Raw genomic sequence first — 24,349 nt, forward strand, 5'->3', positions numbered from 1 at the left:
GTCATCAAGGGCCGTACCCGGCAGGCCGCCACGTTCCTTGCCGCGCATGGCCGCCTGCCGATGGACGTGTTCGAGCTCGAAGGCGCCCCGCGAGTTGCGCGGATGCTGCTGCTGGCCGCGTGTGATCGGCAGCAGGCCACCATCGAACGTAGCGAGGCCGACGCTGGCAGGGCGCTGCTGCGCTTGCAATTGCCCACCCGACCTGATCCGCGAGCGTACCGGGACTGGACATGGGTCGCCTGTCCGATCACGCTGCCACCCACGGTTCCCGTCTCGGCGGTGCTGCACCTACCCACCCTCCGCGTCACCGGCCGACAGGTACGCGCCGATATGGCATACACCCACGCCGTGCCGAAAGCCCGACGCACCGGTCACACGGTGGCGATCGGCGTGGACTGGGGCCTGAACACGCTGCTCAGCGCGGGGGCCCTGCGACTGCAAGGGGACGGCCGGATCTCCGCGTTGGGGGCTGGCGCCCAGTTCCGGGCCGCCGGTGTCGTGGCCAAGCAGCACCGCCTGCGCCGTCACAGTGAGCGGCTGCACGCCAAGGCCGACCAGTACGTGCGGCTGATCGGCGGCCGTACCGACGAGCACCTAACCGCGAAACACGAGGTGCTGCGCGACGAGATCCGCCACGTGTCCGCTCGCCGCTCGAACCTCAACCACGCGCTCGCTCGGGCCGCGGCCAGGTGGACTGTGGACCAGGCGATCGCCGCCGGGGCGACCGTGATCTATGTGGAAGACCTGCGGTCGATGGAAGCCAAGGGCATGAGCGCCACCATGAACACCCGCCTGTCCCAGCAGGTCCGCGGGCAGATCAGCGACCGGATGCGGCACCTCGCCGCCGAGCACGGTATCGCCGTCGTCACCGTCCCCGCCCGCAACACCTCAAAACACTGCCCGCAGTGCCTGACCCCGCTACGACATTGCAAAGCCCCTGACAAGCCGACCGTGGCCGGTTGGAAGTGGGCCATCTGCCCCAAACAGTCCTGCCGGTGGCAGGGCGACCGCGACCACGGCGCCTGGCGCCGCATCGCCGCCCGCGGCCTGACCCACCAGGCCAACACCGTCACCGACCGCACCAACGGCGCCATGACGATCCGCTCGGTCGTGGACGCGCTCGAAGCCACAGCCGTCATCACCGTGACCGCCAAGGCCAGCCGTCAGGATCGGTCGAAGACCGGCCCTACCCGGCGCCACACCTCACGCCCCGCGCCCCGGCGACGCAGGGCACCCTCCCCCACCCGGCCCCACAGCCGAGCGGGCAAGCGTCCGGAGGGACACGCACCAACGGACCGGACGAGGCTGCCCCGCGCAGCCCACCGGCACCAGGACGTGACCACGATCAGCACACCCACCACCGGCCACCGGCCACGAGGGGCCGCACTGGGCGCGGGATTCCACTTCCACGCCCACGCATCCCCGCCACGGTGGGAAACGATCCCGGAAACCCAATCCGACTCAGGATCACTAAGCTAATCAGAGACGCTCTACACGTCGATGTGGGCGCCCATGATGACGGTGCGGTCGCGCGGCAGGCCGAAGTGCTCGGCGGCATCGGCGGTGATGTAGGAGGTGGCGATGAACAGTCGCTTGCGCCAGGGCGCCATCGTCGGACTTTCTCCGCGCCGAAGCTCGATCTTCGACAGGAAGTAGGAAGCCTGGTCGAGCTCCAACCGCCCCTCGGTCACGGCCGGGTCGAGCAGGCGTAGCACCTCGGGCACGTCCGGTGCCTCCAGGTAGCCGAACCGGGCGCTGACGAAAATGATCCCGTCGTCGGCGTAGCCCAGGTCGTCAACACTGGTCCGCTGGTACGCGGGAACCCGCGGCATGGGCTCGGTCTCGATCGAGAGGATCAGGATGTGCTCGTGGCGGACCCGGTTGTGCTCGACGTTGGCCCGCATGGCCAGGGGGGCGGTGTCCCTGCCCCGGTTGAGGAAGACGGCCGTGCCCGCGACGGTGTCCGGCGGTTCGTTGCGCAGTCTGGTGACGAAGTCGTGCAGGGACCCCTCGCGGCGTTGCCGTTCCGCGGTCACGATCTCGCGTCCCCGTTGCCAGGTCGTCATGATGGTGAACGCGGTGAGGCCGATGAGCAGCGGCAGCCACGCCCCGTGCACCAGCTTGGTCACGTTGGCCCCGACGAACAGCAGGTCGACCACGAGCAGTGGGATCGCGCCGAGGCCGAGCAGCCACGCCGGGACGTTCCATTTCCAGCGGCCGACGTAGAAGAACAGCAAGGTGGTGATCGTGATCGTCCCGGTGACCGCCATGCCGAACGCGAACGCGAGCGCCACTGAGCTGCGGAACGCGAACACCAGAGTCAGCACCGAGACCATCAGCAACCAGTTGATCCACGGGACGTAGATCTGGCCGATCGTGGATTCCGACGTGTGGATGACCCGCAGCCTGGGCAGGTAGCCGAGCTCGGCGGCCTGCGACGCGACGGAGTAGGCGCCGGTGATCACCGCTTGGGAGGCGATCACCGTCGCCGCGGTGGCCAGGACCACCAACGGCAGCCGCCCCCAGGTGGGTACGAGCAGGAAGAACGGGCTGCTGACGTTGTCGCCGTCCGCGAGAATCAACGCGCCCTGGCCGAGATAGCTCAACACGCACGCGGGAAAGACCAGTGCGAGCCAGGCTCGGGTGATCGACCGGCGGCCGAAGTGACCCATGTCCGCGTACAGCGCCTCGGCGCCGGTGACCGCGAGCACGATGGCGGCCAGGGCGAAGAACGCGACGCCGAAGTGGCCAACCAGGAAGGTGAGCGCGTAGGTCGGCGACAACGCCCGGAGGATGGCCGGGTGGTGTGCGATGCCGATGATGCCGCACGCGCTGATGACCAGAAACCAGATGATCATGATCGGCCCGAACAGGCGGCCGACGGTCGCGGTCCCCCGGCGCTGCACCATGAACAGCGCGATGATGATCACCGCGGTGATCGGCACGACGAGGTCCGCCAGCGACGGTTCGACGACCTTCAGCCCCTCGACCGCCGACAGCACCGAGATCGCCGGGGTGATCATGCTGTCGCCGAAGAACAACGCGGCACCGAAGATGCCCAGCCCGGCAAGCACCGGCACCGCCCGCCGGCTCTGCGCTGCCTTCGACCGCCGCAGCAGGGTGATGAGCGCCATGATGCCGCCCTCACCCTCGTTGTCGGCGCGCATCGCCAACAGCACGTAGGTGACCGTGACGATGATCATCACCGACCAGAACACCAACGACACCACCCCGAACACGTTCTCGGTGCTGATCGGAACGGGATGCGGATCGCTCGGATTGAACACCGTCTGCAGGGTGTAGATCGGACTGGTGCCAATGTCACCGAACACCACCCCGAGCGCACCGACCACCAACGCAACCGGCACCGGCCCACCCGGACGCGGACCGTGGGCGGCCAACGACCGCGACGCGGGCCCGGTGTCCGTCGTGCTCGGTTGCCCTCGCTCGGTCACGACGAGGCCTCCCGCATCGGAAGGTGCACGTCCTCGCATGCCCACGACATGCCGGCGCTGGGTGTCAACACACCCGGACAGTACTGGCCGCGCCGGCGACGCGCGGCACGTCACGACGATTCACACCGGCCGGTGGCTCGTCGCAAACGCTCCTGACGTTGGCCGCCTCGCAGCTCGGGTCACCGCTGCCATCCGGCCAGATGTCGCCGTGCTGGTCAACGCGGCCACGGCGCCGTTCCACCGACCACACCCTGATCGCCCGCGACTCGACCGGCCCGCTCTCCACCCTCGGCGGCTGAGCCCGGTCGAAGCCGTGGCGCCGGCGAGTCAGAACCGGGCACTGGAACTGGACGTGCCGGGCCTCGCTGGCACTGCTCGCATTTCCGACCGGGCCCCCGCTCATCGGCGGCCGGGCCCACGTCGGCCCGCCTCCCGGCGCGCTGTTCAGCCGAGCAGCTCGCGCAGCGCGTCGGCGAAGACCTCGTGGTGCCGGGCGACGTCGTCGACGGTGGTCTGCGGGCACATCAACGCCATGTTGTGGAACGGGGTCAGCAGGATGCCCCGGTTGATCAGGTAGACGTGCAGGTAGTCCTCCAGGCCGGGGTCGGCGCAGGCGGCGGACTCGGTGCCGGTGCGGGGAGCCGGAGCGGCGAAGCGGTACTCCACCCGCGCGCCGAGCTGGCTCACCGACCAGGGCAGGGCGTAGTCCCCGATGAGCTTGCGGATGCCCTCGGCGAAGACGGTCGCCACGTCGATCATGCCGGCGAACGCGTCGTCGGTGAGCACCTCCTGCAGCGTGGCCCGGGTGGCCGCGATCGACACCGGGTTGCCGGCGAGCGTGCCCCCCACACCGCCCATGTCGACCAGGTCGAGGTCCGCCCGGCCGGTCAGCGCGGCGGCGAGCTCGGCAGACAGGCCGTACGCGCCGACCGGGACACCGCCACCGATGGCCTTGCCGATCGTGACCACGTCCGGCGTCAGGCCCCACGCGGCGGTCGCCCCGCCCGGCCCGGCGGAGAACGTGTGCGTCTCGTCGTTGATCAGGTAGGTGCCATGCTGTCGGGTGAGCGCGCGGACCCCGTCGAGGTAACCGGGTTCGGGTAGGACGATGCCGATGTTGGTCAGCGCCGGCTCCATCAGCACCGCGGCGACGTCGCCGTGGGCGAGTTCCCGGGCCAGCCCGTCGAGGTCGTTGAACTCGGCGACCCGGCTGGTCAGGGTCACGTCGCAGGGCGCGCCGACGTTGCCCTCCCGGCTGCGCGGGCGCCCGTCCGACCCGACCACGATCAGTGATTCGTCCACCGAGCCGTGGTAGCAGTAGCTGTTGACCAGGATGCGCGGACGGCCGGTGACGGCGCGCAGCAGCCGGATCGCCCACCGGTTGGCATCGGTGGCGGTCAGCGTGAAGCTCCAGGCGGGGAGTCCGAAGCGACGGCTCAGCTCGGCCCCGACCGTCGCCGCCTCCTCGGTGGGCAGCATCGTGCTCGCCCCGCCGAGCTCGGCCAACCGCCGGGTGACCGCGGCGACCACCGGAGCGGGAGAGTGACCGGCCATCGCCCCGGTGTCGCCGAGGCAGAAGTCGACGTAGTCGTTGCCGTCGATGTCGGTGAGTCGGGCACCGCGCGCCCGGTCCACGTACACCGGAAAGCCGGCCGCGTTCTTGTTCATCCACGTCATCGGCACCTTGCCGAACAGGTGGTCGGCGCGGGCGTACGCGGCCGCGGACCGGGGGTGCCGGTCGACGAACGCGGCCCGCTCCCGCTCCAGCAGCCTGCCCAGGCGCGCGCGATCAACCCCGACAGCTTCGAAATCCGTACGCATTCGGCGACGGTAGCAACGTAGTCGTCATCGAACCAGTGTCTGGACGACTGATTCCTACCCAGCGCCAGGTAGCCGCATCCGTTGTTCCTGGCTCATCGCGTGTCCTCGAGCGCCCGTGTCACGACCGTCAGATCGTCCCCGCCGAGGCCCTGCTCCACCGCCCGCCGCCACTCCGCGGCGAGAGCCTCCGCTGCGGGGAAGCGGCCGGGTCGCACCTCGTGCAGCGCGAGGTCCACGTCCTTGAGCGCAAGGTCGAGCGTGTACTGCGCGGTGAAGTCGTCCCGGCCGATGCGCTCCAACTTCTCGGCCGCCCAGGGCGACACCAGCGGACTACCGCCCAGGGCGTGGAGGACCGCGGCGCGGTCCAGGCCGAGCGTGTCACCGAGGGCGACCGCCGCAGCGACCCCCTCCGCGACGAAGGCGAGCAGCAGGTTGTTCACCAACTTCAGCCGCGACCCGGCGCCGACCGGCCCGACCCAGAGCGTCTGCTGCCCGATCGCGTCGAAGACCGGCGCCACCCGGTCCCGTACCTGCTCCGGGCCCGAGGCGAGGACGACGAGCCGGCCCTGCTGCGCCGGTCCCCGACTGCCGGCAACCGGAGCGTCCACCAGCGTCACCCCGGGACGCTGCGCACCGACCAGCTCGGCCAGGCGCTCGGTCTCGGTCACCCCGATGGTGCTCATCTGCGCCCAGACAGCCTCGTCGGGCAGTGCGGCCAGCATGCCCTGGCCGACCGCGATGGACCGCACCGCGTCCGCGTCGGTCACCATGGTCACGACCACGTCCGCCTGGCGTACCGCGTCAGCTGGGCTGGCGGCGACCTCGGCGCCCTGGTCGCCGATCCGGCGAGCCGGCTCCGGTCGCCGGTTCCACACCACGGTGGTCAACCCGGCCCGGATCATGTTCGCTGCCATCGGCGCTCCCATGCCGCCGAGCCCCAGCACCGCTACCCGCGTCATCGCCGCCCCCGCCATCCCTCCCCGGCAGCGTAGGCAGAACGACGACCGCGGGCGACCGGACCGCCGACACTCACTCGCCGGTGACAGACACCTGTCGCGCCGCTGGTCTGACTATCCGTACTGCTCGGCGGGTGGGCTGATCTTCTGCCAGTTCACCACCTCGAAGCGTACGAGCGGCCGGGAGCGTCACCGGTCGTAGTAGAAGTCGGCGGCTTCCCCAGCGCCCGCCGGCGCCTTGATCTTCAGGGGCTTCCCGTGACCACTCATTGTGGTGGTCAACGTCAGCTTCGGGCCTTTGCTGGGCGTGAGCTCCACTTTGATCGAGGTGACCCAGCCCTGGTCGTCGGTCGTGATCGTGAACGGCGACAGGGGCATGCCGAGCGAGACGAGGCTCGGTGCACCCACAGGGAGGAACGACTTCGTGTCTTTGCCGTCCGGGTCGAAGCGGCCGGTATAGGTATATGGGCCGGTTCGCTGCACCGAGGTGATCGTCGCGGTGAACGTCTTCAGGCCGGTCGGGTCGATCCAGTCGAAGCGCAGGAAGGGGTCGTCCCGCTTCAGCCGCTTCAGGTCGACGTGCACCCAGTCTTTCTCGTCGGCCGGCCGGACGTAGCTGTCGTTGCCGATCACGATCCGGCTTCCCGCCGCCGGGTACTTCCCACCGGTGACCGCGATCGTCGCTTGGAACCGGCGCGTCTTCGGGTCGAAGGCACCGGTGCCCTTGATGTTCTGCCCCTCGGGCAGGTTGCCGCGCACCGCATACCGATGGGTGACGCCCTGCGACCGCCGCAAGGCCTCGCCCAATTCGGCACGAGCCGTGTCGGGCGTCGGAGTTTGCGCGACGGTGTCGGCCCTGGCCGTCGGTCGAGGCTGGCTGGGCTCCGCCGACCCGGTGCATCCAGTCGAGAGGAACAGGATGCCGGCCAGAGCCGGCGTGAGCAGGGTGGCGCGGTGTTTCATGATGGTCCCCCGTGCAGTAGCCGACCGGTGGCCGGGACGAAGGGACGATAGCGAACTCGGCCGACGCCGGATGCCCCTCGGCGACGGGCCGGTACCGGCCTGCGACGCTGCCAGGGTGACCTCCATTCGGTCGGCGATCTGGTAGGTTGCGGCGGCGAACGCGGGGGCAAACGGGGAGGAACACTGTGCGGTCGGCTCGACTTGGACTGCTCAGCTCGGTCGTCATGGCGCTGGTCGTGATGACGGGCTGCACCGATGGCACCGATTCGACGGGCACCGCCGCGCCATCGACCGGCGGCGACGCGGCGGCCACCGCGCCGAGCGCCGCGGCGGGCCCGGACACCGAGACCAAGGCCGCCTGCGCCACCATGAGCGCCGACATCAAGACCACCATGGCGAAGGTCGCCAAGGCGGAGAAGATCGGACCTCCGGCGGGACACTCCGCGGTCAGCGCGCAGTACTCCGCTGGCGCCGCCGGGTTCTACGCCCACACCTTCACCACAAGCGACCCGGTCAACGACGCCGCGAAGCAGGTCGCGACTGCCATGTCGGACCTCGCCGACAAGTACGCGACCGGCCCGGCAGACAGGCCGAGCCGGACGGCCTTGGACACGGCCGTCAAGCAGCTCACGGCCGCCTGCGCGGCGAACTGAGTCCACTGGCCGCCCGGCGCTTCGACCCGTTCGACACCCCGACCGTTGACGTACCACTGAGCCGCCGGAACGTCCGGTTCACCTGACGCCACCAACGTGGACCCGCTCGCCAGCACTGTCCGGGCATCGGACGCGCTGCGTCCTGGCACAGATGCCACCACCACCGGCGGTCAGTCGCTGGGCGGTCTGGTGATTCGGACGGCGAGGAGCTGCGCGAGCGGGAGGCAGACGAGGACCAGCAGGCCAGCCGTGGGCGAGGTGAACGCCACCAGGGTGGCGACGGCAAAGGTCACCGACAGCGCAATGGGCGGCATCAGCGCCCGGGGCGTTCCCGGACTCGACGCCGCACGTAGTTCGGGGCGACGGGCGACCCACCAGGCCTGAGCGAGCGCAAGCAGGCTGATGACCAGCATCTTGCTGAGATAGAGGACCGCGGAGTCGGTACGCAGGCGCGTCTCCACGAAGAGCCGCGCGGTGGGAAACGGCAGGAAGACCACCGCCATCAGCCACATCGTGTTGAGGATGAGCAGGCGCTCGTCGTAGTCGACGAGCTGTTCGTAGAGGTGCCGGTGCGTTCGCCAGAACAACGCGATGACCAGGAATGACACCGCGAAGGACAGCACGTCCCCGAGGTGCTCGGCGAACAGTTGCGCCACCGACTGCCGGGCCGTACTCGCATCGGCGAAGTCGACAAGCGGAAGCACCAGCAGGGTCAGCGCGATCGCCACACCTGCGTCGGTGAACGCGGTGACTCGCTGCAGCGTGCGCTCACGGCGCTGGCGGACGTCGGGGCGCCGGCGTGGACCAGCGCCGGCGCGTTCCTCGCTCATGCCCTGATTCTGACGAACGGGGCATCCTCGTGTTCCGAGGTTTCGCGTCGCCTGAGTGCCTGCGGTTGGGTAGCTGCCAAGACCTGGGCCGTCGCAAGGAGTCACCTCGACGAGCGTCCGCTGTTACGGTCGGTCTGTGCCCACCGAGGAACTCCGGCATCGGGTAGGGACGGCCCGAGTGGCTCGGCTGGCCACCGTCGGGGCCGATGCCTGTCCGCACCTGGTGCCGGTGTGCTTCGTTCTGCTCGGCGACGTCGTCTACCACGCGGTCGATGAGAAGCCCAAGCGCCACCGGCGACTACGCCGGCTCGAGAACATTCGGGCTACGGGGAACGCCTGCCTGCTGATCGACGAGTACGACGAGGACTGGTCGCGGCTGTGGTGGGTCCGGCTGGACGGGCACGGCTGGCTGGTGGGTGACCGCGCGGAGGAGGCCGCGGCCCGCGTGGCGCTGACCGACAAGTATCCGCAGTACCTCCAGCGGCCGCCGGCCGGGCCGGTGGTGGCGGTGCGGGTGACTCACTGGTCGGCGTGGTCCGGGGCGGAGTGACAGCGGGCCCTGGGTGTCAGCGGGTCGGAGCGAGGGCGTCGAGCACCTCTTCGGCGCGCCGCAGCGACGCCTGCGCGTCCGCGCGTGGTGAGCCGATCTCCGGATCGAAGTTGAGGTCGACGAACAATTCGGTGATGCCCGCCTCGGCAAGCCGGTTGAGATCCGACTGGACCTGCTCCAGGGTGCCGGTGAGCGGCTGGCGCTCGGGCGGGCCGGCCGGGCGTACGCGGACCGCGCCGCGACAGACGAACCGCAGCGGGCGCGGATCACGCCCGGCGTCCGCCGCGGCGGCCTTCACCGTCGCTACCGCCTCGCCGATGCTCGTCAGGTCCGCCTGGCTGCCGCTGACCCAGCCGTCGGCGAGCCGGCCCGCCCGGCTCAGCGCCGCGGGCGCGTGGCCGCCGAGCAGGATTGGCGGGTGCGGCCGCTGCACCGGCTTCGGCTCGAGACGCGTCGGCGGCACCTGGTAGAACTCGCCGTGATGCTCGGCGACGTCGTTCTGCCAGAGGGTGCGAAGGACCACGAGGAACTCGTCGGCCAGATGGCCCCGCCGATGCTTCGTCGCACCCGTCGCCTGATACTCCTCGTCCGCCCAGCCGAGGCCGAGTCCGAGGTCGAGCCGTCCTCCGGCGAGGATGTCGAGCGTTGTGGTCTGCTTGGCCAGCACCACCGGGGAAATGAACGGCATGTTGAGCACCGCGACGCCGAGCCGGATCCGCGTGGTGTGGGCCGCCAGGAACGCTAGTGTGATCAGCGGGTCCTGGACACTGTGGTAGGCCTCGCTCCAGTTGAGGTCGGCGGGCACCAACAGGCGCTGGAACGTCCATAGCGAGTGGTATCCGAGCTGCTCGGCGCGGCGGGCGACGTGGATCATGTTCTCCGGTGTGGCCCACGAGCCGGATATGGGCGGGGCGAAACCAATCTCCACCCCGACACGGTAACCAGTTCCGACCTGTGCCGGACTGGAACCACCGGCAGGTGCGCCGGGAGTCCAACCGCCGGGCGGGTTTGCCGCTTATGGCGCGGGCACGGACATCGGCGCACTGATCCGGCCCTCGTTTCCGCTGCGGTCCAGGCCGGACACGCAGTAGGACAGCGAGCGGTCGGCCGGGGCGGTGCGGTCGACCCAGGCGGTACCTCGGGCGGTGCCGACGAGCCGTGCCACGTCGCCGTCCACCCGGTACACGGCGAAGCTCGTGGCGCCGTCTCCCCGCCAGGTCAGCGCCACCCCGCCGGTGCCACGCCGCACGTCGGCGACTGCGGGTGCGGCCGGCGGCGCCGCCGGTAGCTGCGCCATCGCGGGCACCAGCGCCGGATCGGCGTAGTGCGCCCTGCTGTACCGGCTGACCGCCCCGAGCTTGTCGGCGCGGACCTGCCTGGCGCTGAAGTGCACGCTCCCGTTCACCCCGTACCGCCGGTTGAGGGTGAGCTGGCGGTCCAGCTCGGCCGGGTCGCGCCAGGCGCCGCGTTCGCCCACCCGGTAGTCGGCCTGGCCGATGTAGAGCTGCACCCGGGTGCCCTTGACCGTGGCGGCCCACCAGGGCAGCAGTTTGGCGTAGTCGGCCTTGCCGAACCCGATGTGCCAGTAGAGCTGCGGCACGACGTAGTCCAGCCACTGCTCGCGTACCCAGAGCCGGGTGTCGGCGTAGATGTCGTCGTAGCTCTGCAGCCCCGTGGTCGCCGAGCCGGCCGGGTCGGTGCGCTTGTTGCGCCAGATACCGAACGGGCTGATGCCGAACTTCACCCACGGCTTCATCGCCTTGATCCGCTCGCTCATCTCCCGGACCAGCGTGTTGACGTTGTCCCGGCGCCAGGCGTGCTTGTCGGCGAACCGCCGGCCGTACCGGGCGAACGCCGCGTCGTCCGGGAAGTCCTGCCCGGCCTCCGGGTACGGGTAGAAGAAGTCGTCGAAGTGCACCCCGTCGACGTCGTACCGCTGGACCGCCTCCAGCATCGAGTCCTCGACGAACGTGCGCGCCTCCGGAATGCCGGGGTTGAAGTAGAGGCGGCTGCCGGGCCGGTCGGCGCTGGGGTAGGTCACCACCCAGTCGGGGTGCTGGCGCAGCGGATGGGTCGGCGCGAGCTGGTCCAGCCGAGGGCCGGGACCGCCCACGGTGGCGGGCTGCCCACCCCGGTACGGGTTGAACCAGGCGTGGAACTCCAGGTTGCGGGCGTGAGCCTCGGCGACCATGAACTCCATCGGGTCCCAGCCCGGGTCACGGCCGTCGCGTCGCCCGGTCAGCCACTCCGACCACGGCGCGTACCGGGACGGCCAGAGCGCGTCCCCGCTCGGCCGCACGTGCACGAACACCGCGTTGTGGTTGCGCCGCACGGCCAGGTCCAGCCAGCCCCGGAACTCCGCCTTCGCCGTCTCGGCCGGCAGCCCGCGCCGGCTCGGCCAGTCGATGTTGTTCACCGTCGTGATCCACATGCCGCGCAACTCGCGGGGCGCCCGGACGGGCCGGCCGGCGCAGCTGGCGGTCCCGGTCGCCGTGCCGATCGCCGGCTCCCGTGCACCTCCGTCGTCGACCACCCGGTCCCGCAGCGACCAGGCACCGACTCCGACCGCCATGGCGAGCGTGGTGATCACCGCGACGAGCGTCCGGGTACGACGGCGGTGTACGGGCGGAGCGGCGGCGGACATTGACCCAGTCTGCCCAGTCGGGCTGGCCGGGGTGAACCAGGGCTCCGGTTACTTAACGGTCAGCTAAGGCAGGCGGCTGACGCAGACCGCCGCGGGCGGGCCCGATCAGGCCCCGAGGAAATCGTCTGTCACCCGCGCGAACTCGTCCGGGTGCGTCCAGATGAGGGCGTGGTCGGCATCGTCGATGACGATCAGGCGGGACCCGGCTATGCCGTCATGGAGCATCTTCGCGTGGTGGATCGGCACCGCTTGATCGTTCGACGCGGCGAGGACGAGCGACGGGCAGGCGATCTGCGTCAGCCGGCGCCGGCTGTCGAACGCCATCGTCTCCTTCCAGGCGGAGACCATCAACGTACGGTCCTGGTCGGCCATGAGCCCGGCGAGCCAGTCGGCACGCTCCTTGCCGAGCTGCGACGCCCCGCGGGACACCACCAACTTCGCCATCAGCCGCAGGCCGAGGACCCGCAGCATCAACGGCACGACCTGGCCCTCCACCTTTTCGCGCCACGTCACCATGTTGAAGGCGTACGTGCAGGCGAGCACGAGGCGGTGGCACCGTTCGGGAAAGCCGAGGACCAGTTGTTGGGCGATGGCGCCGCCCTGCGAGTAGCCGAGCACGGCGGTGGAGTCGATACCCAGATGGTCGAGCAGCTGCGACAGGTCAGCCGCGAGCTGCGCCGGCGCGTACGGCGGTGGAAGGTTCCGGCTCCGCCCGTGGCCGCGCAGGTCGGGCACGATCACGCGATGCCGGGCGGCGAAGTGCTCGATCACCGGCGCGAACATCTCGCCGGTGACCATCAACCCGTGCACGAGCAGGAGGGGCGGACCCGACCCGTGCTCGGTGAAGTAGAGCGGCAGGGCAGGCGAGCGGGCAGAGCTCATGGCCGCGTTGATCTGAGGAGCCGCAGGATGCCGGCCCCGATCAGGTAGGCGACCAGTGTGCCGAGCGGCAGCCCCAGCGGCTCGGGCGCCGACATCGGGGTCATGGTGTTGATCACCAGGCCGGCCACCACACCCGCGTAGCCGATCGCGGTGAGCAGCGTGCGGGCGGTGTCGGCCCGGCCGGTGCCCGCCGGTTCACGGTGTCGATGGCGGGTCCGGCGGACGGTACGCATCTCGATCGGGCCGAGGACGGTGACCAGCGGCAGCAGGACCACGGCCAGCGCCAGGACCCAGAGCGCGCGGAGCGCCCACCAGGTTCCGCCGCCCACCGGTGCCGAGGGCAGCCAGTGGACCAGGTTCAGCACGCCGACCAGCAACAGGACCGCGCTCAGGTGCCACAGGAAGACGGTCAGGACGACGGCGTTCACCCCGATCACCGCCCGCCAGGGCCGGGGACGGCGCAACCACCGTTCGATCGGGCGGTGCAGCAGCAGGATGAGCCCGAGCTGCAGGGTGGCCAGGGCCAGCAGGGCCAGGCTGGGTGGCGAGGAGTTGTCCAGCCGCTCCCCCGGCACTGTGATCATCTGGACCGGATAGGGGCCGACGACGGTGAGCAGCAGCAGCCCACCAAACCCCACGAGCAGGAGGGAAATGGCCGCTGGCCGGCCTGTCGGCAGCCGACGGGGGAGCAGCCGGCGAAGTCCGTCGCCCGCGGCCCGGCCGGTCCGGTCCCGCAACGCGTCGTACCAGGCGAAGCCGATCTGGTGGATGACCAGCCAGCCGAAAAGGAAGTTGCCGCCGGATACCCGGCCGTGGCCGAGGAGCCGCCCGACGTCGCCGGCGGCCACCAGCACCAGCAGCACCAGCGGTACGAGGAACCCGACGCGGCGGTGCAGCGGATACATGATCGGAGTGAGCCCCACCACGGCGACGTAGGCGCTGAGGAACCACAGCGGGATGGTGAGCAGCGAGACCACGGTCCGGATCTGGACGGGATCCGCGCCCGACAGCCGCCCGACCAGGCTGCCGACGGCGAGGGTCAGGAGCAGCACGGTGGTGGGGCCGATCAGCCGTGCGCTGCGGTCCAGCAGCCATTCGGCGACGTTGCCGCCCCGAGCCTGGCTGTTGGTCAGCGAAGCGGCGTTGGCGAAGCCACCCACCAGGAAGAACACGGGAATCACCTGGAAGATCCAGGTGAGCGGACGGGCCCACGCGAGGTCGGTCAGCGCATCGATGACGGTGAGATGGCCGGAACTGTCGTAGACCACGACGACGTCCGTCCAGTGACCCACCACCACGAGGCAGATCGCGAGGGCCCGGAGGAGGTCGAGGTACCGCTCCCGGCCAGCCGGCGTGCGCTCGGCGAGCTGTCGCACCCGGTACATCGGCTCAGCCGGGGGCGGCAACCATGCCGCTCTCCGGTCGGAAGTGGTCACGCGTCATCGGCGCCTCCGGTCGCCGGGTACCCGGCGACGACGCCGGCACACCTCCGCCCCGGCTCGGAACACCGGCCGTGGCCTCACCCGGTCCGGTGAGTGCTGTCGGCACCTACCCGCGGCGCGCACTTACCGGCGCCCGTCCGGGCGAGGTAGACCAGGGTGACCGCTTGCCGGAGCGGGTTCCTGCGTGCTCTGAAGGGGGTCGACGACCGTGCGGACCGATTGCCCCAGCCCCCCGCTCGACGGAGCCGAGGCGGTCGCGGACGCGATCCTGTACGAGGGGTACCTGCTCTACCCCTATCGGCGTTCATCGGTCAAGAACCGGGTCCGCTGGCAGTTCGGGGTCCTGATGCCCCCGGCCTGGGCGGAGGCGCACGGCCTGGCCGACAGCGGCGTGGCCGGTTCGGCGGAGTCGCCGTGGCAGCAGACCGCCTGCCTGGTGGAGGCGCAGGACACGGCGACCGTCCGGATCCGGTTGCGGTTCCTGCACCTGCAACGCAAGGTGGCCGAGCTGCGCACGGCCGACGGCGGGTACCGGCCGGTCGACCGGATGGAGGTCGGTGACCGCACGGAGCTCAGCTTCGACGAGGCGGTGCCACGGGAGTTCGACATCGAGGCGTCGGTCCGCGACCTGCGGCGTGGCCGCCGCCTCGACGTCCGGGTGCCGGGCGGGGAGGACGTCGAGCCGCTGTTCGACGACCGGGGCGAGCCGGTCGGGCGGGTGGTCCGCCGCCGATGGCCGTTGTCCGCAGCGGTCACCGCTTCCGCCGTCCCGTGTCAGGCGCCCTTCCGCCTGCTGCGGCTCGGGATCCGGGTCGAGAACACGGACCGGACGACGGCGCCGGACAGCCCGCGGGACGAGGCGTTGCGCTGCTGCCTGCTCGCGGCCCACACGCTGGCCGCCGTCAGCCGGGGGCGGTTCCTGTCCCTGCTCGACCCGCCCGAGTGGGCGGCGCAGGCCGCGCGGGAGTGCCGCAACGTGCACACGTTTCCGGTGCTCGCCGGCGAGCCCGGCACCGCCGACGTGCTGCTCTCGTCACCCATCATCCTCTACGACCATCCGCGGATCGCGCCGGAGAGCCCGGGCGACCTGCACGACGCGACCGAGATCGACGAGATCCTCTCGCTGCGTACGCTCACCCTGTCCGACGCGGAAAAGCGGGAGGTACGGGCCACCGACCCCCGCGCTGCCGCCATTCTGGACCGGGTCGACACCATGCCACCAGAGGTGTTCGAACGGCTGCACGGGGCGATCCGGGCACTGGGGCCCGTCGGCCGGCGCGGCGACGCCGCCACCGACCCGGAACGGCCGTGGTGGGAGCCGGGCGCCGAGGCGGCAGTGTCGCCGGACAACGAGACGGTCCTGGTCGGGGGCACCGTGCTGGCGCGGGGTAGCCGGGTCCGGCTACGACCGCGTCGGCGGGGCACGGACGCGCACGACATGTTCCTGGACGGCCGTACCGGCCGGGTGGAGCAGGTGCTGCTCGACGTGGACGGGACGCGGTTCCTGGCCGTGACGGTGGACGACGACCCGGGCGCGGAACTGCACCAGTGGTACGGGCGCCTGCGTCACTTCCGGCCGGAAGAGGTCGAGCCGTTGTCCGGAGGGACGGCAGCGCCGTGAGCAACCCCAACAGCGGGCGGATCCTGGTCGCCGGCATCGGCAACATCTTCCTCGGCGACGACGCGTTCGGCGTCGAGGTCATCCGGCGCCTCCGGGACGCGGTCCTCCCACCGGCGGTGGATGTGTCCGATTACGGCATCCGCGGGATGCATCTGGCCTACGATCTGCTGGACGGCCGCCACGACGTGCTGGTCCTGGTGGACGCGTTGCCGCTGGACGAGCCGCCCGGGACGTTGGCCGTCGTCCAGGTGGACCTCGACGACCCGGGCTGGACGCTGCGGCCGGCCGACGTGTTGGCGGCGCCGGCCGCCGACGCGCACGCCATGGATCCCGAGTCGGTGCTGCGCCTGCTGCGCAGCCTGGGCGGCCGGGTCGACCGGGTCTTCGTGGTGGGTTGCCAACCCGCCGTCCTCGACGAGCGCATGGGGCTGTCAGCTCCGGTGGCGGCCGCGATCGACGAGGCGATCCGGATGGTGGTCGGGATCGCAGCGGAGGAGGCGGCGCGGCTCACCGCCGTGCCCGAGCGGCGGGAGAGCGCGCTGCGGGTGGCAGCCGATAGGGGGGTGAGCACCGATGCATGAGACTGGTCTGGCCGAGGCGATCGTGTCGGCGGCGGTACGCCGAGCCGCCGGCCGGCAGGTCACCGGCCTGCGGGTGCGGATCGGCGGCCACGCGATCGACCCCGACGTCGTCACGCAGGGCATCCAGGTCGCCGCGGCCGGCACGGTCGTCGCGGACTCCACCGTCGATCTGGTGCTGGAGCCGATGACGGTGCGGTGCCACGAGTGCGGCCGTAGCGGTCCGGTTCGCGACCATCTGGCGATGGTGGCCTGTCCGCAGTGCGGGGGCGTCGACATCGACGTCAGCGGCAGCGACGACGTCGTGCTGGAGTCCATCACGGTGAACAGCGCCGAGCTGGGGGCGGTCTGATGGACGCCACCGAGCTGCTGCGGCACGACCACCGGGTGGTGGAGCAACTGTTCCGGGACTATCGGGCAGCGGAGTCGGACGCGCAGCGTCGCGGCGTCGTGGAGATTCTCGTCCGCGAGCTGTCGAAACACGCCGCCCTCGAGGAGGTCCTCTTCTACCCGTTCGCCGCGAAAGTGCTGGCCGACGGGCAGGTCGACCGACACCTCGCCGAGCATGCGCCCATCAAGGAGCTGCTCCTCGAACTGGACCGCTGCCGGGCCGGCGACCGCGCGCAGGACGAGCTGATGGACCGGCTGGCGTCCGCCGTCGCGCGGCACGTCCGGGACGACGAGAACGAGCTCATGCCGCAGCTGTGCGCCCGCGCCGACGAGCAGGCCCTCCGGGAGTTGGGACAGGAGATCGACGAGGGCAAGCAACGGGCCCCGACCCGCCCGCACCCGCACGCGCCGGACAAGCCGCCGGCGCTGGCCCTCGCGGCGCCGGTGGCGGCCATCTACGACCGGCTGCGGGATCGCATGCAAGGGAGACCACGCACATGACGCAGAGCAGGCGCGACACCGCGGTGATCCCCCGGGAGAACGGGTTCGACGAGATCACCATCCTGTGGATCTCCGAGGGCATGAGTTGTGACGGCGATTCCGTGTCGATGACCGCCTCCGCTCAGCCGGCGATCGAGGACATCGCGCTCGGGCTCATTCCCGGTCTGCCGAAGGTCAACCTGCACAACAAGGTGTTGTCGCCGGCAGCCGGCGGCGAGGAGTTCCTGGCGCCGTACCGCCGGGCGGCCCGTGGGGAGATGACCGAGCCGTTCATCCTCGTCATCGAGGGCTCGATCCCGAACGAGAACATCAACGGCGACGGGTACTGGACGTCGTTCGGCAACGACGAGAAGACCGGCGAGCCGCTGACCCTGAACTGGTGGATCGACCACCTGGCGCCCAAGGCCTGGGCGGTCGTCGCGGCCGGCACGTGCGCGACGTACGGCGGCATCCATGCCATGGCGGGCAACGCGACCGGGTGCATGGGCCTGGCCGACTATCTCGGCTGGGACTTCCGGTCCCAGGGTGGCCTGCCGATCGTCAACGTGCCCGGCTGCCCGATCCAGCCGGAGAACTTCATGGAGACCCTGACCTGGGTGCTCTACCACGCCGCCGGCTCGGCACCACCCCCGCCGCTGGACCACATGCTGCGGCCGCAGTGGCTGTTCGGCAAGACCGTGCACGAGGGCTGCGACCGGGCCGCCTACTACGAGCAGGCCGACTTCGCCAAGGACTACAACTCGCCCAAGTGCCAGGTGAAGATCGGCTGCTGGGGGCCGGTCATCAACTGCAACGTCCCGAAGCGCGGCTGGATGGGCGGCGTGGGCGGCTGCCCCAACGTCGGCGGCATCTGCATCGGCTGCACCATGCCGGGCTTCCCCGACAAGTTCATGCCGTTCATGGACATGCCTCCCGGCGGCAGCCTGTCCACGTTGCTCATCAAGCCGTACGGCGCCCTGATCCGCCGCCTGCGCGGCATCACCAACGTCACCGCCAACCGGGAACCGAAGTGGCACCACAACGGTCCGGAGCTCACCAGCGGCTACAACCCCCGGTGGCGCCCGTACGGTCCGGCCGATCCCCGGCGACAGGCAGCAATCGAGAGGAACCGACCGTGACCGCGACGAAGCCGAAGCCGGCCACCGGCCAGAAGCCCGGCGAACTGGTGGAGATGGCCTGGGACCCGATCACCCGGATCATCGGCAACCTCGGCGTCTACACGAAGATCGATTTCGCGAACCGCGTGGTCGCCGAGTGCCACACCACGTCGTCGCTGTTCCGCGGCTACTCGGTCTTCATGAAGGGGAAGGACCCACGCGACGCCGGCTTCATCACCAGCCGGATCTGCGGCATCTGCGGCGACAACCACACCACCTGCTCCGTCTACGCGCAGAACATGGCGTACGGCATCAAGACCCCACCCCTGGCGGAGTGGATCATCAACCTCGGCGAGGCCGCCGAGTACATGTTCGACCACACCCTGTTCCAGGACAATCTCGTCTTCGTCGACTTCTGCGAGGCGATGGTCAAGCAGACCAACCCCAGCGTCCTCGCCCGCGCGGAAGCCACCGCCGCACCCGGCCGGGACATCCACGGCTACCGGACGATCGCCGACATCCTGCGGGCCTACAACCCGTTCGAGGGCGAGGTCTACAAGGAGGCGCTGAAGGTCAGCCGGACGACCCGGGAGATGTTCTGCCTCATGGAGGGCCGGCACGTCCACCCGTCCACGGTCTACCCCGGCGGCGTCGGCACCATGCCCCAGCCGACGCTGTTCACCGACTACCTGAGCCGGCTGATCAGCATCCTGGACTTCGTGAAGAAGGCCGTCGCCATGAACGACGACGTCTTCGACTTCTGGTACGAGGCCCTGCCCGGCTACGAGGAGGTGGGCCGCCGCCGGGTCCTGCTCGGCTGCTGGGGCGCGTTCCAGAACCCCGACGTCGTCGACTACCGGTACGAGACCATGCCGACCTGGGGGCGGGCCATGCACGTCACGCCCGGCATCGTGGTCGACGGCGAACTGCTCACCACCGATCTGGTCGACATCAACCTCGGCATCCGGATCCTGCTCGGCAGCTCGTACTACAAGGACTGGGTCGGTGCGGAGGAGCCGTTCGTCAGCCACGACCCGCTCGGCAACCCGGTCGACATCCGCCATCCCTGGAACCAGACCACACTGCCGGATCCGCAGAAGCGCAACTTCGACGACAAGTACAGCTGGGTGATGAGCCCGCGATGGTTCGACAAGAGCAGCGGACAGCACCTCGCGCTGGACACCGGCGGCGGCCCCTTCGCGCGGCTGTACACCACGGCGCTGGCGAAGATGGTCGACACCCCGTACGTCAAGTCGACCGGACGCAGCGTGCGGATCTCGCTGCCGAAGAGCCAGCGGCTGCCCGAGATGACGTTGGAGTGGAAGATCCCGCGCTGGTCGAACGCGCTGGAGCGGGACCGCTCCCGGGCCTACTTCATCGCGTACGCCGCGGCGATGTCGCTGTACTTCCTCGAGCGGGCGATGGAGCGGATGCGTGGCGGCGACATGCGCGTCTTCGCCGAGTTCGACGTGCCGGACGATGCGATCGGCTGCGGCTTCCACGAGGCCGTCCGGGGCACCCTGTCCCACCATCTCGTGATCAGGGACCGCAAGATCGCCAACTACCACCCGTACCCGCCGACGCCGTGGAACGGCAGTCCCCGCGACAGCTACGGCACACCCGGTCCGTACGAGGACGCCATCCAGAACACACCCATCTTCGAGGAGAACGGCCCGGACAACTTCAAGGGCGTGGACATCATGCGGGCGGTGCGCAGTTTCGATCCCTGCCTGCCCTGCGGCGTGCACATGTACGTCGGCGGTGGTCGTACCCTCCAAAAGATCCACTCACCGATGTTCGGCGCGTCCCATGGGTGAGCAGCCGGACATCCGACGTCTCGACGATGCGGCCGTCGAGCCGCGGCTGGCCCGCCTGGACGCCGTGCTCGGCCAGCTCGAGCAGACCCCCGGCCGCACCGCCGAGCTGGCGCTGGAAGCGGCCGAGCTCCTGACCGAGGTGTACGGCGAGGCGTTGGCCCGGGTCACCGAGCTCGCCGCCGACAGCACCCAGGCGCTCGACCGGCTCACCGGCGACGAACTGCTGCGGCACCTGCTGTTGTTGCACCGCATCCACCCGGATCCGCTGGACCGGCGCGTGGCCCGGGCGGTCGACGATCTCCGGCCGCAGCTGCGCGCGCAGGGCGCCGAGATCGCGTTGGTCGGCGTCCAGGACGAGGTGGCGAGGATCAGCCTGGCCGCGAGCTCGTGCGGCGGTGGCGGAGCCGCGCTGCGTGACCTGGTGCGGGAGCAGGTGTTGACGTTCGCGCCGGAGCTGTCCGCAGTCGACGTGGTGGCGCCCGCCCCGGCTCCGGCACTGATTCCGGTCGCCTCCCTGTGGCAGCGGCCGGACCGGACCGACGAGGCGACGATGAGCGAGGTGGGGAAAGCCGCCCAGCCGCTCGCCCGGGGTGGCACGGCATGACGGCGGGCGGCCTGCAGCGGGCGATCCGACGCACGAGGCAGCGCGCGGCCACGGTCGAGCGCTGCGGCATGTGCGCCGGGCCGGTCGGCCCGGCACACCGGCACGTGTGGGACGAGCAGGACGGCGAGCTGATGTGCGCCTGCCCGCCGTGCTCCCTGCTGTTCGAACGCGAGGCGGCCGGCGCCGGCCGGTACCAGCTCGTCCCGACCCAGGGCAGCGAGTTGACGGGCCTGTCCGTCGACGAGCTCGGTGTTCCGGTCGGCCTGGTGTTCTTCGTGAAGCAGCGGGACGGCCGGGTGCTCGGCCACTACCCGAGTCCCCTCGGCACGACCGAGTCGGAGATCGATGCCGACGCCTGGCGCACGGTCGAGGCGCGATCGCCCGCGCTGGCCGAGCTGAAGCCACGGGTCGAGGCGTTCCTGGTGTGGACCGGCACGCTGCGCGGCGGCAGCCAACAGTGGGTGGTACCGGTCGACGACTGCTTCCGGCTTGTCGCGCTCATCCGCCAGCACTGGACGGGCATGTCTGGCGGAAGCGCGGTGTGGCGGGAGATTCCCCGGTTCTTCGACGATCTCGGCCGACGACATGCTCGGCTGTCCGGCAACGACTGACGGAGGAGGCGGCAATGGCGGAGATCCGGGTTGGCGATCCCGATGTCGAACTCGACGCCCCGGCGCACACCAAGGGGGTGGAGGAGGGCAACTCGCGGAGAAGAAGGCAGTCAGGCCATCACGATGACGGGACGGTGGACGCCCGCCGCTCGACCGGCGTCCGGCCCGAGAAGCACGGCCCGATCCTGCCGATCATGCCGAACCTGCCGCCCGGCTGAGGATCCGGCGCGGGCCCGAAGGAGGTGAATCATGCGGAAGCTGTTGGTGCTGCTGGCCGGGGTGGCCGTGGCGGGGATGTTCTGGAAGGAGCTTCCCGCGCTGCGGCGCTACATCAAGATCGAGAAGATGTGACCGGAGAGGACGGGTAGATCGATGTGCCTTGGCATCCCGGGCGAAATCGTCGAGATCAAGGCCGGCCGCGACGACCTCGCCATCGTCGACGTCGTGGGTGTTCGGCGGGCGATCAACATCGGCCTGCTCGGTCCGGACCAGGTCGGTATCGGCGACTGGGTGCTCGTCCACGTCGGCTTCGCCATGTCGAAGATCGACGAAGCCGAGGCGGCCGCCACGTTGGCAATGTTGAACGGTCTCGGACAGGCGTACACCGACGAGCTGCAGGCGCTCGCCGAATCCGACATCACCTAGGAAAGATCAGATGCGTTTCGTCGACGAGTACCGCGACGCGGACAAGGCCCAGGCGTTGGCCACCCAGATCGCCGCACTGTGCGAGCCGGGCCGGCAGTACAAGTTCATGGAGGTCTGCGGCGGGCACACGCACACCATCTACAAGCACGGGATCGAGGACTACCTGCCGGAGAGCGTCTCGCTGGTGCACGGGCCGGGCTGCCCGGTCTGCGTCATCCCGATGGGCCGGGTGGACGACGCCATCGCCATCGCCCACGAGCCGGGCGTCATCATGACGGCATTCGGCGACATGATGCGGGTCCCGGGCGGGACCGGCTCCTTCCTCGACGCCAAGGCGGCCGGTGCGGACATCCGGATGGTGTACTCGCCGCTGGACGCCCTGAAGATCGCGCGGACCAACCCGGACCGCAAGGTGGTCTTCATGGCAATCGGGTTCGAGACCACCTCGCCGTCCACCGCCGTGACCGTGCTGCGGGCAGCGGCCGAGGGCATCGACAACTTCTCGATCTTCTGCAACCACGTGACGATCCTGCCGGCGATCAAGGCGATCCTCGACTCACCGGACCTGCGTCTCGACGGCTTCCTCGGGCCCGGGCACGTCTCCACCGTCATCGGCTGCCGGCCGTACGAGTTCATCGCCCGCGACCACGGCAAGCCGCTGGTGTGCGCCGGGTTCGAACCGCTGGATCTCCTGCAGTCGGTCTTCATGCTGCTCAAGCAGCTCGCCGAGGGCCGCTGCGAGGTGGAGAACCAGTACACCCGGGTGGTGCCCTGGGACGGCAACCTGCGGGCGCTGGAGGCGATCGGCCAGGTCATGCAGCTGCGGCCGTACTTCGAGTGGCGCGGGCTCGGCTTCATCTCGCACTCGGCGCTGCGGATGCGGGACGAGTACGCGGCGTACGACGCCGAGCGGATCTTCGACGTTCCCGGGGTGCGCGTGGCGGACCCGAAGGCCTGCCAGTGCGGCGAGGTGCTCAAGGGAGTGCTCAAGCCCTGGGAGTGCAAGGTGTTCGGCACCGCGTGCACGCCGGAGACGCCCATCGGCACGTGCATGGTCTCCTCGGAGGGCGCGTGCGCGGCCTACTACAACTTCGGCCGCTTCACGCGGCAGCGGCTCACGGAGGCGACCCGGGCATGACGACCGAGCGCACCGCCGGCTGGGCCGAACACGCGGTGGCCGAGGCCGAGACGACGACCGGTCACGAGCCGGGGCGGCTGTCGCCGGAGCAGCTGGTGCTGCAGCGCATCGAACGGGCCCGCCGGCGCGCGCCGAAGATCAGGGAGAGCCGGATCACCCTCGCGCACGGGGCGGGCGGAAAGGCGACGCACAGCCTGATCGAAGGGCTGTTCGTCGAGGCGTTCCGCAACCCGACGCTCGAGGAGCTCGACGACGGGGCGGTGCTCACCGTGGGCGGCGGCCGGCTGGCCTTCACCACCGACTCGTACGTGGTGTCGCCACTGTTCTTCCCAGGCGGGGACATCGGCGATCTCGCCGTCAACGGCACCGTCAACGACCTCGCGGTCAGCGGCGCCCGCCCGCTGTACCTGTCGGCCGGGTTCATCCTGGAGGAAGGCTTTCCCGTCGCCGACCTGCGGCGGATCACCGCGTCCATGGCCGCCGCCGCCGAACGCGCCGGCGTCCAGGTGGTCACCGGCGACACCAAGGTGGTGCAGCGGGGCAAGGCCGACGGTTGCTACATCAACACGGCGGGCGTCGGCGTGCTGGAGCGACCGGTGAGCCTGGGCACCTCGCACGTCCGGCCGGGTGACGCGGTCATCGTCTCCGGGCCGATCGGCGACCACGGCGTCACCATCATGCTCGCCCGGGGCGAGCTGGACATCGCGGCGGACCTCGCCTCGGACACCGCGGCGTTGCCCGGTCTGGTGGATGCCCTGCTGGACGCGGCGCCCGGGGTGCGGCTGCTGCGCGACGCCACCCGGGGTGGCGTGGCGACCATCCTCAACGAGGTGGCGCAGGCGGCACAGGTCGCCGTCGTCGTCGACGAGGCCGCGGTCCCGGTGCGTCCCGCCGTGACCGGCGCCTGCGAACTGCTCGGCATCGACCCGCTCTACGTGGCCTGCGAGGGCCGCCTCGTGGCCGTGGTGGACGGGGCGCAGGCCGACGCCGCCCTGGCGGCGCTGCGCGAGCACCCGCTCGGCGACGGCGCGGCGGTCATCGGCCGGGTCACCGCCGACCCGCCCGGGATGGTGTTGCTCCACACGGCGTTCGGCGGCACCCGGGTGGTCGACATGCTGGTCGGCGACCCGCTCCCCCGCATCTGCTGACGG

The 24,349-nt window shown here is 70.5% G+C and carries 25 protein-coding genes; 16 read left to right on the forward strand and 9 right to left on the reverse strand.

Annotation, left to right across the window (positions count from 1 at the left end):
- Window positions 1-1,479 (forward strand): zinc ribbon domain-containing protein (locus ACFYOS_RS10105; protein ID WP_387137957.1); only part of this gene is annotated, 1,479 nt, incomplete at its 5' end.
- Window positions 1,480-1,490: 11 nt separating this feature from the next.
- Here ACFYOS_RS10105 and ACFYOS_RS10110 read toward each other — a convergent pair.
- From ACFYOS_RS10110 to ACFYOS_RS10125, 4 genes are all read right to left on the reverse strand, one after another.
- On the reverse strand, window positions 1,491-3,368 hold the full coding sequence (locus ACFYOS_RS10110) for a potassium transporter Kup (protein ID WP_387137960.1): 1,878 nt from the start codon (window positions 3,366-3,368) through the stop codon (window positions 1,491-1,493).
- A gap of 531 nt (window positions 3,369-3,899) precedes the next feature.
- The gene (locus tag ACFYOS_RS10115) at window positions 3,900-5,276 is read right to left on the reverse strand and encodes a transaminase (protein ID WP_387137962.1); all 1,377 of its coding nucleotides are present in this window, start codon (window positions 5,274-5,276) and stop codon (window positions 3,900-3,902) included.
- Window positions 5,277-5,368: 92 nt separating this feature from the next.
- Window positions 5,369-6,235 carry an NAD(P)-dependent oxidoreductase gene (locus ACFYOS_RS10120; protein WP_387137965.1) on the reverse strand — a complete coding sequence of 289 codons (867 nt, stop codon included), beginning with the start codon at window positions 6,233-6,235 and terminating at the stop codon, window positions 5,369-5,371.
- 186 nt (window positions 6,236-6,421) lie between these two features.
- Window positions 6,422-7,195, reverse strand: coding sequence for a hypothetical protein (locus ACFYOS_RS10125; RefSeq protein WP_387137968.1), 774 nt, complete (start codon window positions 7,193-7,195; stop codon window positions 6,422-6,424).
- A gap of 224 nt (window positions 7,196-7,419) precedes the next feature.
- On the opposite strand from ACFYOS_RS10125, the gene ACFYOS_RS10130 reads away from it, so the two are divergent.
- A complete protein-coding gene (locus tag ACFYOS_RS10130) occupies window positions 7,420-7,848 on the forward strand; it encodes a hypothetical protein (RefSeq protein WP_387137969.1) in 429 nt (142 codons plus the stop codon).
- A gap of 170 nt (window positions 7,849-8,018) precedes the next feature.
- On the opposite strand, the gene ACFYOS_RS10135 is transcribed toward ACFYOS_RS10130, so the two are convergent.
- Window positions 8,019-8,678: a TMEM175 family protein gene (locus ACFYOS_RS10135; protein WP_387137972.1), complete on the reverse strand. Its 660-nt coding sequence runs from the start codon at window positions 8,676-8,678 to the stop codon at window positions 8,019-8,021.
- A 136-nt stretch (window positions 8,679-8,814) separates the two neighbouring features.
- Here ACFYOS_RS10135 and ACFYOS_RS10140 point away from each other — a divergent pair, with 136 nt between their 5' ends.
- Window positions 8,815-9,228, forward strand: a complete 414-nt coding sequence (locus tag ACFYOS_RS10140; RefSeq protein ID WP_387137975.1) for a TIGR03668 family PPOX class F420-dependent oxidoreductase — start codon at window positions 8,815-8,817, stop codon at window positions 9,226-9,228.
- Window positions 9,229-9,244: 16 nt separating this feature from the next.
- Here ACFYOS_RS10140 and ACFYOS_RS10145 read toward each other — a convergent pair whose 3' ends face one another.
- The 4 genes from ACFYOS_RS10145 to ACFYOS_RS10160 form a co-directional block, all read right to left on the reverse strand.
- Complete coding sequence (locus tag ACFYOS_RS10145; protein WP_387137978.1) at window positions 9,245-10,156, reverse strand: TIGR03619 family F420-dependent LLM class oxidoreductase; 912 nt, start codon at window positions 10,154-10,156, stop codon at window positions 9,245-9,247.
- Between the two features lie 87 nt (window positions 10,157-10,243).
- Window positions 10,244-11,872 carry a family 10 glycosylhydrolase gene (locus tag ACFYOS_RS10150; protein ID WP_387137981.1) on the reverse strand — a complete coding sequence of 543 codons (1,629 nt, stop codon included), beginning with the start codon at window positions 11,870-11,872 and terminating at the stop codon, window positions 10,244-10,246.
- A 105-nt stretch (window positions 11,873-11,977) separates the two neighbouring features.
- On the reverse strand, window positions 11,978-12,754 hold the full coding sequence (locus ACFYOS_RS10155; protein ID WP_387137983.1) for an alpha/beta fold hydrolase: 777 nt from the start codon (window positions 12,752-12,754) through the stop codon (window positions 11,978-11,980).
- On the reverse strand, window positions 12,751-14,139 hold the full coding sequence (locus ACFYOS_RS10160) for an acyltransferase (protein ID WP_387137986.1): 1,389 nt from the start codon (window positions 14,137-14,139) through the stop codon (window positions 12,751-12,753). Before ACFYOS_RS10160 ends, ACFYOS_RS10155 begins: the two co-directional genes overlap by 4 nt.
- Window positions 14,140-14,404: 265 nt before the next feature.
- Between ACFYOS_RS10160 and ACFYOS_RS10165 the strand changes: the two genes are divergently transcribed.
- Genes ACFYOS_RS10165 through hypE form a run of 13 tightly spaced genes read left to right on the forward strand, consistent with a single transcriptional unit; the run spans window position 14,405 to window position 24,346 of the window.
- Window positions 14,405-15,817, forward strand: a complete 1,413-nt coding sequence (locus tag ACFYOS_RS10165) for a hypothetical protein (RefSeq protein WP_387137989.1) — start codon at window positions 14,405-14,407, stop codon at window positions 15,815-15,817.
- Window positions 15,814-16,398: a hydrogenase maturation protease gene (locus ACFYOS_RS10170; RefSeq protein WP_387137992.1), complete on the forward strand. Its 585-nt coding sequence runs from the start codon at window positions 15,814-15,816 to the stop codon at window positions 16,396-16,398. The genes ACFYOS_RS10165 and ACFYOS_RS10170 overlap by 4 nt, the downstream gene beginning before the upstream one ends.
- Window positions 16,391-16,747: a hydrogenase maturation nickel metallochaperone HypA gene (locus ACFYOS_RS10175; protein WP_387137995.1), complete on the forward strand. Its 357-nt coding sequence runs from the start codon at window positions 16,391-16,393 to the stop codon at window positions 16,745-16,747. The genes ACFYOS_RS10170 and ACFYOS_RS10175 overlap by 8 nt, the downstream gene beginning before the upstream one ends.
- A complete protein-coding gene (locus tag ACFYOS_RS10180; protein WP_387137998.1) occupies window positions 16,747-17,286 on the forward strand; it encodes a hemerythrin domain-containing protein in 540 nt (179 codons plus the stop codon). Before ACFYOS_RS10175 ends, ACFYOS_RS10180 begins: the two co-directional genes overlap by 1 nt.
- Window positions 17,283-18,404: a hydrogenase expression protein HypE gene (locus ACFYOS_RS10185; protein WP_387138001.1), complete on the forward strand. Its 1,122-nt coding sequence runs from the start codon at window positions 17,283-17,285 to the stop codon at window positions 18,402-18,404. Before ACFYOS_RS10180 ends, ACFYOS_RS10185 begins: the two co-directional genes overlap by 4 nt.
- Complete coding sequence (locus ACFYOS_RS10190) at window positions 18,401-20,200, forward strand: nickel-dependent hydrogenase large subunit (RefSeq protein ID WP_387138004.1); 1,800 nt, start codon at window positions 18,401-18,403, stop codon at window positions 20,198-20,200. Before ACFYOS_RS10185 ends, ACFYOS_RS10190 begins: the two co-directional genes overlap by 4 nt.
- Window positions 20,193-20,804, forward strand: coding sequence for a hypothetical protein (locus ACFYOS_RS10195; protein ID WP_387138007.1), 612 nt, complete (start codon window positions 20,193-20,195; stop codon window positions 20,802-20,804). The genes ACFYOS_RS10190 and ACFYOS_RS10195 overlap by 8 nt, the downstream gene beginning before the upstream one ends.
- A complete protein-coding gene (locus ACFYOS_RS10200) occupies window positions 20,801-21,415 on the forward strand; it encodes a DUF5947 family protein (protein ID WP_387138010.1) in 615 nt (204 codons plus the stop codon). Before ACFYOS_RS10195 ends, ACFYOS_RS10200 begins: the two co-directional genes overlap by 4 nt.
- A gap of 14 nt (window positions 21,416-21,429) precedes the next feature.
- The gene (locus tag ACFYOS_RS10205) at window positions 21,430-21,633 is read left to right on the forward strand and encodes a hypothetical protein (protein ID WP_387138013.1); all 204 of its coding nucleotides are present in this window, start codon (window positions 21,430-21,432) and stop codon (window positions 21,631-21,633) included.
- A gap of 31 nt (window positions 21,634-21,664) precedes the next feature.
- Entirely contained in the window at window positions 21,665-21,766 is a 102-nt protein-coding gene (locus ACFYOS_RS10210) for a DUF6893 family small protein (protein ID WP_387138016.1), read from the forward strand.
- A 21-nt stretch (window positions 21,767-21,787) separates the two neighbouring features.
- Window positions 21,788-22,060, forward strand: coding sequence for a HypC/HybG/HupF family hydrogenase formation chaperone (locus tag ACFYOS_RS10215; RefSeq protein WP_387138019.1), 273 nt, complete (start codon window positions 21,788-21,790; stop codon window positions 22,058-22,060).
- A 10-nt stretch (window positions 22,061-22,070) separates the two neighbouring features.
- Window positions 22,071-23,198 (forward strand): hydrogenase formation protein HypD, encoded by a 1,128-nt coding sequence (hypD, locus tag ACFYOS_RS10220; protein WP_387138022.1) that lies wholly within the window; start codon window positions 22,071-22,073, stop codon window positions 23,196-23,198.
- Window positions 23,195-24,346 (forward strand): hydrogenase expression/formation protein HypE, encoded by a 1,152-nt coding sequence (hypE, locus tag ACFYOS_RS10225; protein WP_387138024.1) that lies wholly within the window; start codon window positions 23,195-23,197, stop codon window positions 24,344-24,346. Before hypD ends, hypE begins: the two co-directional genes overlap by 4 nt.
- The last annotated feature ends 3 nt before the right edge of the window (window positions 24,347-24,349 follow it).

Origin of the sequence: Micromonospora sp. NPDC005806 (genome assembly GCF_042871425.1) — a bacterium.
Taxonomy (GTDB): Bacteria; Actinomycetota; Actinomycetes; order Mycobacteriales; family Micromonosporaceae; genus Micromonospora.

Bases quoted from the DNA above. Each gene is read 5' to 3' on its own strand.
- ACFYOS_RS10125 (WP_387137968.1), bottom strand. From the start codon at position 7,195: ATGAAACACCGCGCCACCCTGCTCACGCCGGCTCTGGCCGGCATCCTG.
- ACFYOS_RS10210 (WP_387138016.1), top strand. From the start codon at position 21,665: ATGCGGAAGCTGTTGGTGCTGCTGGCCGGGGTGGCCGTGGCGGGGATG.
- ACFYOS_RS10195 (WP_387138007.1), top strand. From the start codon at position 20,193: ATGGGTGAGCAGCCGGACATCCGACGTCTCGACGATGCGGCCGTCGAG.
- ACFYOS_RS10160 (WP_387137986.1), bottom strand. From the start codon at position 14,139: ATGTACCGGGTGCGACAGCTCGCCGAGCGCACGCCGGCTGGCCGGGAG.
- ACFYOS_RS10115 (WP_387137962.1), bottom strand. From the start codon at position 5,276: ATGCGTACGGATTTCGAAGCTGTCGGGGTTGATCGCGCGCGCCTGGGC.
- ACFYOS_RS10155 (WP_387137983.1), bottom strand. From the start codon at position 12,754: ATGAGCTCTGCCCGCTCGCCTGCCCTGCCGCTCTACTTCACCGAGCAC.
- ACFYOS_RS10215 (WP_387138019.1), top strand. From the start codon at position 21,788: ATGTGCCTTGGCATCCCGGGCGAAATCGTCGAGATCAAGGCCGGCCGC.
- hypE (WP_387138024.1), top strand. From the start codon at position 23,195: ATGACGACCGAGCGCACCGCCGGCTGGGCCGAACACGCGGTGGCCGAG.
- ACFYOS_RS10150 (WP_387137981.1), bottom strand. From the start codon at position 11,872: ATGTCCGCCGCCGCTCCGCCCGTACACCGCCGTCGTACCCGGACGCTC.
- ACFYOS_RS10205 (WP_387138013.1), top strand. From the start codon at position 21,430: ATGGCGGAGATCCGGGTTGGCGATCCCGATGTCGAACTCGACGCCCCG.
- ACFYOS_RS10135 (WP_387137972.1), bottom strand. From the start codon at position 8,678: ATGAGCGAGGAACGCGCCGGCGCTGGTCCACGCCGGCGCCCCGACGTC.
- ACFYOS_RS10175 (WP_387137995.1), top strand. From the start codon at position 16,391: ATGCATGAGACTGGTCTGGCCGAGGCGATCGTGTCGGCGGCGGTACGC.
- hypD (WP_387138022.1), top strand. From the start codon at position 22,071: ATGCGTTTCGTCGACGAGTACCGCGACGCGGACAAGGCCCAGGCGTTG.
- ACFYOS_RS10130 (WP_387137969.1), top strand. From the start codon at position 7,420: ATGGCGCTGGTCGTGATGACGGGCTGCACCGATGGCACCGATTCGACG.
- ACFYOS_RS10185 (WP_387138001.1), top strand. From the start codon at position 17,283: ATGACGCAGAGCAGGCGCGACACCGCGGTGATCCCCCGGGAGAACGGG.
- ACFYOS_RS10200 (WP_387138010.1), top strand. From the start codon at position 20,801: ATGACGGCGGGCGGCCTGCAGCGGGCGATCCGACGCACGAGGCAGCGC.
- ACFYOS_RS10120 (WP_387137965.1), bottom strand. From the start codon at position 6,235: ATGACGCGGGTAGCGGTGCTGGGGCTCGGCGGCATGGGAGCGCCGATG.
- ACFYOS_RS10180 (WP_387137998.1), top strand. From the start codon at position 16,747: ATGGACGCCACCGAGCTGCTGCGGCACGACCACCGGGTGGTGGAGCAA.